General features: G+C 33.8%; 10 protein-coding genes. 7 read left to right on the forward strand and 3 right to left on the reverse strand.

The genetic code is table 11. The annotated features are described in order from the left end of the window. Positions 1 to 286: 286 nt before the first annotated feature. From ABY285_RS11375 to ABY285_RS11405, 7 genes are all read left to right on the forward strand, one after another. Positions 287 to 3,031, forward strand: a complete 2,745-nt coding sequence (locus tag ABY285_RS11375; protein WP_372770147.1) for a PD-(D/E)XK nuclease family protein — start codon at positions 287 to 289, stop codon at positions 3,029 to 3,031. Positions 3,032 to 3,041: 10 nt separating this feature from the next. Further along, positions 3,042 to 3,890 carry an alpha/beta hydrolase family protein gene (locus tag ABY285_RS11380; RefSeq protein ID WP_372770149.1) on the forward strand — a complete coding sequence of 283 codons (849 nt, stop codon included), beginning with the start codon at positions 3,042 to 3,044 and terminating at the stop codon, positions 3,888 to 3,890. A 27-nt stretch (positions 3,891 to 3,917) separates the two neighbouring features. Beyond that, positions 3,918 to 4,430 carry a GNAT family N-acetyltransferase gene (locus tag ABY285_RS11385; RefSeq protein ID WP_372770151.1) on the forward strand — a complete coding sequence of 171 codons (513 nt, stop codon included), beginning with the start codon at positions 3,918 to 3,920 and terminating at the stop codon, positions 4,428 to 4,430. A gap of 77 nt (positions 4,431 to 4,507) precedes the next feature. Further along, positions 4,508 to 5,842 (forward strand): MATE family efflux transporter, encoded by a 1,335-nt coding sequence (locus tag ABY285_RS11390; RefSeq protein WP_372770153.1) that lies wholly within the window; start codon positions 4,508 to 4,510, stop codon positions 5,840 to 5,842. An 11-nt stretch (positions 5,843 to 5,853) separates the two neighbouring features. Next, entirely contained in the window at positions 5,854 to 6,609 is a 756-nt protein-coding gene (locus ABY285_RS11395; RefSeq protein ID WP_372770155.1) for an enoyl-CoA hydratase/isomerase family protein, read from the forward strand. Between the two features lie 3 nt (positions 6,610 to 6,612). Next, positions 6,613 to 6,795, forward strand: coding sequence for a hypothetical protein (locus tag ABY285_RS11400; RefSeq protein WP_372770157.1), 183 nt, complete (start codon positions 6,613 to 6,615; stop codon positions 6,793 to 6,795). 20 nt (positions 6,796 to 6,815) lie between these two features. Continuing rightward, entirely contained in the window at positions 6,816 to 7,274 is a 459-nt protein-coding gene (locus ABY285_RS11405) for a 6-pyruvoyl tetrahydropterin synthase family protein (protein WP_372770159.1), read from the forward strand. Positions 7,275 to 7,426: 152 nt separating this feature from the next. Here the strand turns inward: ABY285_RS11405 and pth are convergent, their stop codons facing one another. The 3 genes from pth to ABY285_RS11420 all read right to left on the reverse strand — a co-directional run bounded on the left by pth (position 7,427) and on the right by ABY285_RS11420 (position 9,693). Further along, on the reverse strand, positions 7,427 to 8,059 hold the full coding sequence (gene pth / locus ABY285_RS11410; protein WP_372770163.1) for an aminoacyl-tRNA hydrolase: 633 nt from the start codon (positions 8,057 to 8,059) through the stop codon (positions 7,427 to 7,429). 86 nt (positions 8,060 to 8,145) lie between these two features. After that, on the reverse strand, positions 8,146 to 8,736 hold the full coding sequence (locus ABY285_RS11415) for a 50S ribosomal protein L25/general stress protein Ctc (protein WP_372770161.1): 591 nt from the start codon (positions 8,734 to 8,736) through the stop codon (positions 8,146 to 8,148). A 21-nt stretch (positions 8,737 to 8,757) separates the two neighbouring features. Continuing rightward, positions 8,758 to 9,693, reverse strand: a complete 936-nt coding sequence (locus ABY285_RS11420) for a ribose-phosphate pyrophosphokinase (protein ID WP_372770165.1) — start codon at positions 9,691 to 9,693, stop codon at positions 8,758 to 8,760. Positions 9,694 to 9,917: the final 224 nt, after the last annotated feature.

Genomic DNA, 9,917 nt, shown 5'->3' on the forward strand with positions numbered 1-9,917 from the left:
CAAACCAATTGACACTAATAAAACAGCTGCAGGTCGTCATAACAACAGACGTACTGAAGTTACTTTAAAAAAGTAATCGAATAAAACTTTATAAAGTATAAAATAAAAATCGCCTGAAATTAATTTTTTAGGCGATTTTTTATTGGGAAATTACTATTGAATACTCCAACTATTTTTGACAAATCCAATAAGCCAATGGTTGAGAATTTAAATAATCAAAATAGTCCTGTAAAAGCCATCTCAATTGAAATGGCTTTTATATTTTTATACGGAATAAAAAAATCAGATGAAATCATTTATTTCAAGAGTTGTTGAAGATGTTCTTTGTAAACACAAAAGTTTCAATAATTTAATATTCGTGCTTCCAAGCCAAAGGTCTTGTGTGTTTTTAAAAGAAGAAACTATACAAAAAATACCGAACGCCTCATTCTTTCCAAAAATCGTGAGCATTGAGAATTACATTCAGGAATTGGCGGATATCAATTTAATTGATGCTACCCAGCTTTTATTTGAATTTTACATCATTTATCAGCAAAATATTCCGAAAGAAAACAAGGAATCTTTTGATGCATTTTCTCAATGGGCCACAATTGCCTTGCATGATTTTAATGAAATTGACAGTTATTTGGTGAATTCTAAACAGTTTTTTTCTAATTTAAGAGATATAAAAAAGTTAGACGAGTGGTTTCAAAACAAAAAACCAAGTAAATTGGCGATAAACTACCTTCAGTTTTTTGAATATTTGGCTGTTTTATATGAGGCGCTTTATGAAAAACTTAAATCTAACAAATTTGGTTATCAGGGCTTAATTTATAAAGAGGCTACAAATAATTTAGAGTTTTATATGAATAACAACAAAAATAATCACATTGTTTTTGTTGGATTTAATGCGCTCAACAGAGCTGAAGAAACCATATTTCAGGAATTATTGAACAACAACTTGGCTTCTGTTTATTGGGACGCTAATGAATCATTTTTCAACAATTCTAATGAAGCAGGTGTTTTTTTGAGGAAATACAAAAAGGAATGGGCATATTATCAAAAAAATCCGTTTTTATGGGATAACGATATGTTGCCCATTGCTAAAAACATCAATTTAATAGGCGCCCCCAAAAACATCACCCAAATTAAATATGCCGGAGAATTATTGGCTAATATGGAGGGTTTTAGTAAAACGGCTTTGGTGTTGGCCGATGAAAATTTACTTACACTCACCTTAAATTCGCTTCCAAACAATGTAAAAAACATTAACATCACTATGGGTTATCTATTAAAGGATATTCCATTGGCAGGTTTGTTTGACGCGCTTTTTAAACTGCATTTAAACCAGCATAAATTTAATAAGGAGTCAGATAATCAATTTTATTATAAAGATGTTATAAGCCTATTAAACAACCCTTTTTTAAATAAATTAAATGGAGAAATTCTTCAGAAATTAATTGCTGAAATTAAAAGTAAAAACAGCATCTTTTTATCGGTTGAAATGTTGAAAAAATATATTTCATCAACTGAAGCGGTGCAGCTTTCAACGATATTTTCATTATTTTATTTTTCAACCTCCATAAATAAGGTTATTAAACAGTGCATTGATTTATTAAAGGAACTTAAAAACGATGCGAAAGGTGTTGAAAAGGAATATTTATATCGATTTTTTACAATTTTCCAGCAATTGGAAACGTTAAATGTAGCCTTTAATCACATCGCCGATTTAAAAGCGCTGACCTTATTTTACACTCAAATTTTGCGAACCGAAAAGTTGTCATTTCAAGGGGAACCATTGCAGGGTTTACAACTGATGGGAATGCTTGAGACCAGGGCTTTGGATTTTGAAACAGTCATTATCACTTCGGTAAATGAAGGGGTTTTACCTGGAGGAAAAAACGATTTTTCATTTATACCATACGATGTAAAAAAATATTTCGGATTGCCGACATTTCAAGAAAAAGACGCTATTTTTTCCTATCATTTTCAAAGGTTGCTGCAAAGAGCAAAAAATATTTATTTGATTTATAATACCGAATCGGATGGCTACGGCGCCGGGGAAAAAAGCCGTTTTTTAACGCAGCTTGAAATCAACAATCCAACTATTACCAAAACAACCATCAGTCCCAAAGTTCAGCACATCAATTTTCCAATCCTTCAAATTGAAAAAACACCTGAAATTATGGAAAAATTACAGGCTGTTTTCACCAAAGGTATTTCACCATCGGCCCTGGCAACTTATATTTACGATCCAATACGTTTTTACGAGCAAAGAATATTGGAAATTTATGAAGAAGATGAAGTGGAGGAAACCATTGCCGCAAATACGATGGGCTCTGTAATTCACGAAGTACTGGAGGCATTGTATAAACCATTTTTAAACCAATTTGTAAGCAGGGAAAATATTGCTGAAATGCAAAAAAACACAAATAATTTGCTGGTCAGGTTTTTTGAAAAATATTACAAAAACGGAAATATAGAAACGGGCAAAAACAAACTTATTTTTGAAGTATGTAAAAATCATATCAAACGGTTTTTGAATCAGGAATTGCAACTTCTCAATAAAAATAAACAGCTAAAAATTATTGCTTTAGAAAAGGGGTTATCCGCCGAAATAACAATAGAAGGCATCAGTTTTCCAATAAAATTAAAAGGAATTGCAGACAGAATTGATGAACTGGATGGTGTTACCCGAATTATAGATTACAAAACAGGAAAAGTGGAAGCCAAAGATTTAAAAATAACCGATTTTAGTGTTTTGGGTGAAGACTATAAATATACCAAAGCGTTGCAGGTGATGCTCTACAGTTTTTTATTTTCAGAAGAAAATAAAAACCAATTATCAAAACCTGTTGAAGCGGGAATCATTTCATTTAAAAATTTGAACAGCGGTTTTTTAAAAATGAATTTTTCAGAAAAAAGAGGCACTAATGATAGTTTTATTTCCCAAGAAAAAATGGATCCATTTTTAATTGAATTAAAAAGAATGATCAAGGAAATTTTAAATCCCGAAATTCCATTTATTCAAAATCAAAATTTACCGTTTTAAAAATTAAAAAATGCAAAAAACAATTAATATACCCGTAAAAAGCACACACCATAATAAACCCATTGTTACCGATGTATTTTATTTAAAAGACAATGCGAAAAAACCAATCGTGATATTTTGTCATGGCTATAAAGGCTATAAGGATTGGGGCGCATGGAATTTGGCGGCAGAAACCTTTGCCAATAACAACCTGTTTTTTGTGAAATTTAATTTTTCGCATAATGGAGGAACTTTTGAAAATCCAATAGATTTTCCTGATTTAGCTGCTTTTGGGGAGAATACTTTTATAAAAGAACTCAACGATTTGGAAAATATTATTGATTGGGTAACGGCCAATCCCGATTTTAAAAATGAAATTGATGTTGAAAACATCACTTTAATCGGACATTCAAGAGGCGGGGGAATTGTGGCAATCAAGGCTTCAGAAAATAATAAAATAACCAAATTGATCACTTGGGCCGGCGTTTCCGATTTTGGCGCTCGTTTTCCAAAAGGGGAACAGCTCGAAGCATGGAAAAATCAAGGCATTACTTATATTTTGAACACAAGGACCCATCAAAAAATGCCTCATTTGTACCAGTTTTATGAAAATTTTACAGAAAATGAAGAACGATTGACGATAAAAAGGGCTGTTGAAAATTTGAACATTTCTCAGTTAATTATCCATGGTGAAATTGATGATGTTGTTTTGCCTGAGGAAGCAAAAAACATTCATTTGTGGAACCCAAAAAGCGAACTTGTTATTGTTGAAGGAATGAATCATTCTTTAGGGTGTACACATCCCTGGGAAGGTTCAACGATGACGTTTCACCTAGAAAAAGCGGTTAATATGAGTATAGCGTTTGTTCTTTGTAAATAGGTATTTAAACATGATTATATAATTAAGATGATTATTACAAATGCTTCAAAACAGGACTTGGAACAGTTGTTTTCTGTTGTAAAAAGTTGTGCCATAAACTTAATTGAACAAGGTATTTTTCAATGGTCTGAGAATTATCCTACAAAAGAAATTTTAAGTAGCGATATTGCGTTACAACAAATTTGGAAAATAGAAAATGAAACCGGTATTGTTGGTTCAATTGTTCTTACAGAAATTGAAGATCCGGAATATGAACATGTAAAATGGCTCACAAAAAATCAGAAAAACCTTTATATTCACCGTTTGGCAATTCATCCAAATTTTCAAGGAAGGGGATATGCGCAAAAGTTAATGGATTTTGCAGAGAAATTTGCTATTGAAAACAACTACAATTCTATCAGGTTAGACACATTCAGCAAAAATAAAAGAAATCAAAAGTTTTATGAAAAGCGCAATTATATAAAATTGGAAAGCATTTATTTTCCAAACCAAAGCGAGTTTCCATTTTACTGTTATGAAATGCCTATAAACAATATTTGAGGTGCATCTAAATAATCAATGGGGCATTCCATCTGACCAATAAAAAACAATAAAAATGACAGATGAAAAATTGTTAAATGTATAAAAGATCTAACATCACATTTAAAGGAATAAATAAATTAGCCATTCCGGCAATAATTGCAGGGATTGCAGAACCATTGCTTTCAATTACAGATACGGCAATAGTAGGAAATTTAACATTAAACCCAACCGAAGCACTTGCCGCAGTTGGAATCGCAGGTTCCTTTATTTCTGCGATGATTTGGATTTTAGCACAAACGCGTTCAGCTATTTCTGCGACCATATCAAAATATTTGGGGGCTAAAAAATTGGATGAAATAGCCACATTACCGGCACAAATTATTGCGATTAATTTAATTTTAAGCGGAATCATTTGTTTTATGACTGTATTTTTTGTTGATGAAATTTTTCAGCTTTATAATGCTGACGGACTGGTTTTAAAGTATTCCGTTGATTACTATAAAATACGCGCAATTGGCCTTCCATTAACCCTTTTTGTTTTTTCGATTTTCGGCATTTTCAGAGGTCTGCAAAACACGTATTGGCCAATGGTCATAAGCATTATTGGCGCCTTATTAAATATTGGGCTGGATTTCGCCTTGGTATTTGGGATAGAAGGAGTAATAGACCCTATGAACGTAAAAGGAGCTGCCTGGGCAAGTGTAATTGCGCAAGCCGTGATGGCAATTTTAGCCTTGGTATTGCTGTTGAAAAAAACGCCTTTCAGCATAAAACTGTCGTTCACTTTTAATAAAGAAATAAAAAATTTGCTTGCATTAAGCCTCAATTTAATGGTAAGGGCATTGGCCTTAAATGTTGCATTGTATCTGGCGAATGCCTATGCTACAAAATATGGAAATAATTATATTGCTGCTCAAACCATCGCTTTTCAAATTTGGTTGTTTTTTGCGTTTTTTATTGATGGATATTCAAGTGTTGGCGACATTGTTTCTGGAAAATTATTGGGCGAAAAGAATTACAAGAAGCTATGGCGACTTAGTATTAAATTAAGCAGGTATTCTATTGTTGTTTCCATCATACTTGCCATGCTTTGCGCTATTTTTTACTTTCCAATAGGACGGCTTTTTTCAAAAGATATTTTTGTGCTACAGGCTTTTTACGATATTTTTTGGATAGTACTCATTATGCAGCCAATAAATGCGGTTGCTTTTGTTTTTGATGGCATATTTAAAGGACTTGGAGAGGCCGCAACGCTAAGAAATTTATTATTGACAGCTACTTTTTTAGGATTTATTCCCGTTCTCTTAATTGGCGATTATTATAATTTGAAACTTTATGCAGTTTGGATGGCTTTTACGGTATGGATGCTCATGAGGGCTGGAATTTTAGTAATCAAATTTAGAAGGAAATATTTATACAAAAACACGTAACTTTGAACATTATGAGCAACGGAAGTCTATATACACATATTCAAAATAATATTGCCACCATAGAATTTGGGCATCCGGCAAGCAATTCGCTTCCAGGCGAGTTGTTAAACAGGTTAACAATTTCTTTTAATGAATTAAGTGCCAATGAGACTGTTCAGGTAATCATTTTAAAAAGTGAAGCTGAAAAAACTTTTTGTGCAGGAGCTTCTTTTGATGAGTTGACAGCGATTTTAAACTTTGAAGCAGGAAAACAATTTTTTCTGGGTTTTGCCAATGTGATTAATGCGATGCGAAAATGCTCAAAGTTAATTATTGGACGTGTGCAGGGAAAAGCCGTTGGTGGAGGCGTAGGTTTGGCAGCTGCCTGCGATTATTGTTTTGCAACGGAACAGGCTTCCATAAAATTATCGGAATTTACCATTGGCATTGGTCCGTTTGTAATTGCCCCGGCAGTTGAACGTAAAATGGGTTTGGCGGCTTTAAGTGAATTGACCATAGATGCCACCAACTGGCAAAATGCCTATTGGGCGAAAGAAAAGGGGCTGTTTTCTAAAGTTTTTGAATCTATTGGAGAAATGGATAAAGAAGTGGATAATTTAGCTTTGAAGCTATCGCAATACAATCCGGAAGCTTTAAAGGGAATGAAAAAAGTATTGTGGGAAGGCACTGAGAATTGGGATATTTTACTGGAAGAAAGAGCAAAAGTAAGTGGTAAATTAGTGCTTTCTGAAGCTACAAAAAGCGCTTTGCAAAAATTTAAAAAGTAACGAATGTTGTTGAAATTTATCGTGTTTTTTCAACAGATAAATGTTGAAGAGAAAATTAAAAACGCTCCGGATAAAGGTTATGAAATTGGTGTAATGATTGGCACTTATTTGCCTTTTGTATTACTGGTGATTTTGGCTTATTTTATGTATCACAAAGCCAAAAACAGAAAGGATTTTGATGATTGAATTTAAAATTTTGAAACAAAATGAGTATTATTAGAATTACAAAACAATTCAATTTTGAAACCGGCCATGCCTTGTATGGTTATGACGGAAAATGTAAAAATGTACATGGGCACAGCTATAAACTTTCCGTAACTGTAATTGGAACGCCAATTGGGGATTCAAACAATGTGAAATACGGAATGGTGATTGATTTTGGGGATTTGAAAAAAATTGTTTCGTCGGAAATTGTGAATAAATTTGACCATGCTACTGTTTTTAATAAAAATACGCCACATATTGAATTGGCAAGGGAACTGGAAAAAAGAGATCACAGCGTTATTTTGGTCGATTATCAGCCAACCAGTGAAATGATGTTGGTTGATTTCGCTGAAAAAATTAAAAGAAGATTACCGGCAAACATCATGCTACACTCCTTAAAATTACAGGAAACCGGAACTTCCCATGCCGAATGGTATGCTTCAGACCAAAATCCCATCTAAATCTTCCCAAGAGAAGACTTTTTTATTGGATATTATTAATTGCGTTAAGGATTAAACGATATGTTTGAGCTCTCCCGTTTTTTCGGGAAGCGAGTAGTGAAAGCCTGACCCGTAGGGGAACGCCCAAAATATTATTTTAATTGTGATTATTTTTAGGTTCCGTTAAACGTGTTCATGGTGTTGTTTAATCCGGCGGTGCCAAAAGATTTAACGATTTCTGTCGACCTGTCTAATCGTTCAGGAAGTGATTTCAACTCATTTTTGTCCCATTCGCCTAAAACAAAATCTACTTGACGGCCTTTAGAAAATTCCGATCCAACGCCAAATCTAAATCGTGCATATTCCTGGGTTTGTAAAACGGCAGTAATATCTTTCAAACCATTATGTCCGCCGTCGCTTCCTTTTGCCTTCACCCGAATAGCACCAAAAGGCAGGTTTAAGTCGTCACAGATGACCAATAAATTTTCAATGGGAATGTTTTCTTTGGTAAGCCAATATTTTACGGCTTTACCGCTTAAATTCATATAAGTTGAAGGTTTTAACAAAATAAAAGTCCTTCCTTTAAATCTAAAGGTGGCTATGGCACCCAGTTTTTCGCTTTCAAAAGAAACGGCTTCTTTTGCTGCAATTTCATCTAAAATTTTAAAACCAATATTATGCCGGGTAGCCGCATACTTTTCTCCAATATTTCCTAAACCAACAATTAAATATTTTTTCATAGGATCTAATGCTGAGGCTTCCTTTTTTGAACCAAACAATAATTTTATTAATCTGTACAATTGCATCATGCAAAAGTAATAAAAAAGAGTGGGGGTTTAATTAAATAAAAAAGCGCTGCTATTGCAACGCTTTTTCATACTTAATAAAAAGTTTATTTTTTAACTTCAGCAGCTTCTTCCGTAGTTGCTGCTTTGGCAACATTACGAGAAGTTCTAACTTGCGCAACTACGGTATTTTCAGGATTTAAAATACTGTATTTTTTATTGGACAATTCAGTAACATACAATTTATCACCAATGTCTAATTTTGAAATATCGGCGCCAATAAAGTCTGGTAAATCTTTTGGTAAAGCCCTAACGTTTAATTTACGATTTGCAAAACGAAGTGAACCACCTTTAATAATACCCGGAGCTGTACCAAGCAACTTTACAGGAATTGCCATCGTTACCATTTTATCATCAAATAACTGATAAAAATCGACATGTAAAATTTTGTCAGATACCGGGTGAAACTGAATGTCTTTCAAAATTGCATTGTATTTGTTTCCTTCAAATTCAATCTTAGCAGTATAAACGTTTGGAGTGTACACTAAGTCTTTGAATGAAGTTTCGTCTGCTGAAAAGTGTAATGCCTTGTCTCCTCCGTATAATACGCAAGGAACCTTTTCAGCATTACGTAAGGCTTTAGTAGCTACTTTGCCTACGCTTTCTCTTTTAGATCCTTTGATTGTAATTGATTTCATTTATTTATATTTAATTATTATTTACATTAAAAATTGTCCGCTTATTGATGTGTTGTCCTGCACTTTATGCATAACATCCGCGAATAAAGGGGCGCAAGTTACAACTTTTATTTTAGAACATTCTCTTTTTAAAGGAATTGTGTCTGAAACTATCAACTCCAATAATTTAGAGTTTTCAATTTTTTCATAGGCGTTTCCTGATAAAATTGGATGTGTGCAAATGGCTCGCACGCTTAAGGCACCTTTTTCAATCATAACATCTGCTGCTTTGGCAAGCGTTCCGCCTGTATCAATCATATCATCTACGATAATTACGTGTCGGTCTTTTACGTCACCAATTAATTCCATGCTATCAATTTCATTTGCTTTTATGCGTTGTTTATAACAAATAACAACATCACTTTGTAAAAATTTAGAATAGGCATAGGCGCGTTTTGAACCGCCCATATCGGGAGAAGCAATGGTTAAATTTTGCAGATTTAATGAATGGATGTAAGGCAAAAAGATGGTTGAAGCAAACAAATGATCTACAGGTTTTTCAAAGAAACCCTGAATTTGATCTGCATGCAAGTCCATAGTAATAATTCTGGTCGCTCCTGCTGTTTGCAAAAGATTTGCCACTAGTTTTGCGCCAATAGCAACCCGAGGCTGATCTTTTCTGTCTTGTCTCGCCCATCCAAAATAGGGGATTACCGCTGTAATATGACGCGCTGACGCTCTTTTTGCGGCATCTAACATTAAAAGCATTTCCATTAAATTGTCTGAATTAGGAAAAGTAGAGCCCACAATAAAAATTCGTCTGCCTCTAACTGATTCAACAAATGCAGGCTGAAATTCCCCGTCGCTAAATCTTGTTACCACTACTTTTCCAAGTGCAATTCCATAATGCTTGGCAATGTTTGCGGCCAATTCTTTGCTCTGTGAACAGGCGAAAATTTTAGGTTCTAGATAAGGGATGTCCATTTTTAAGGAATGTTAGTTAATTAGGTTTCTGTATTTTGATGCAAATTTAAAATTATTTAAATGGTAATACTATAACTAAGTGAAGTTTTTGTGTTTTAGATGAAAAATATTTTTAAATTTGCAAACCGATTCATTTGCCTCGATGGCGGAATTGGTAGACGCGCTGGATTCAAAATCCAGTTTTCGCAAGGAAGTGCGGGTTCGATTCCCGCTCGAGG

The organism is Lutibacter sp., assembly GCF_041555395.1.
In the GTDB taxonomy this organism is placed as follows: Bacteria; Bacteroidota; Bacteroidia; order Flavobacteriales; family Flavobacteriaceae; genus Lutibacter.

Excerpts from the sequence above, each read along its gene's own strand:
- ABY285_RS11375 (WP_372770147.1), top strand. The coding sequence starts at position 287 with ATGAAATCATTTATTTCAAGAGTTGTTGAAGATGTTCTTTGTAAACAC.
- ABY285_RS11380 (WP_372770149.1), top strand. The coding sequence starts at position 3,042 with ATGCAAAAAACAATTAATATACCCGTAAAAAGCACACACCATAATAAA.
- ABY285_RS11385 (WP_372770151.1), top strand. The coding sequence starts at position 3,918 with ATGATTATTACAAATGCTTCAAAACAGGACTTGGAACAGTTGTTTTCT.
- ABY285_RS11390 (WP_372770153.1), top strand. The coding sequence starts at position 4,508 with ATGTATAAAAGATCTAACATCACATTTAAAGGAATAAATAAATTAGCC.
- ABY285_RS11395 (WP_372770155.1), top strand. The coding sequence starts at position 5,854 with ATGAGCAACGGAAGTCTATATACACATATTCAAAATAATATTGCCACC.
- ABY285_RS11400 (WP_372770157.1), top strand. The coding sequence starts at position 6,613 with ATGTTGTTGAAATTTATCGTGTTTTTTCAACAGATAAATGTTGAAGAG.
- ABY285_RS11405 (WP_372770159.1), top strand. The coding sequence starts at position 6,816 with ATGAGTATTATTAGAATTACAAAACAATTCAATTTTGAAACCGGCCAT.
- pth (WP_372770163.1), bottom strand. The coding sequence starts at position 8,059 with ATGCAATTGTACAGATTAATAAAATTATTGTTTGGTTCAAAAAAGGAA.
- ABY285_RS11415 (WP_372770161.1), bottom strand. The coding sequence starts at position 8,736 with ATGAAATCAATTACAATCAAAGGATCTAAAAGAGAAAGCGTAGGCAAA.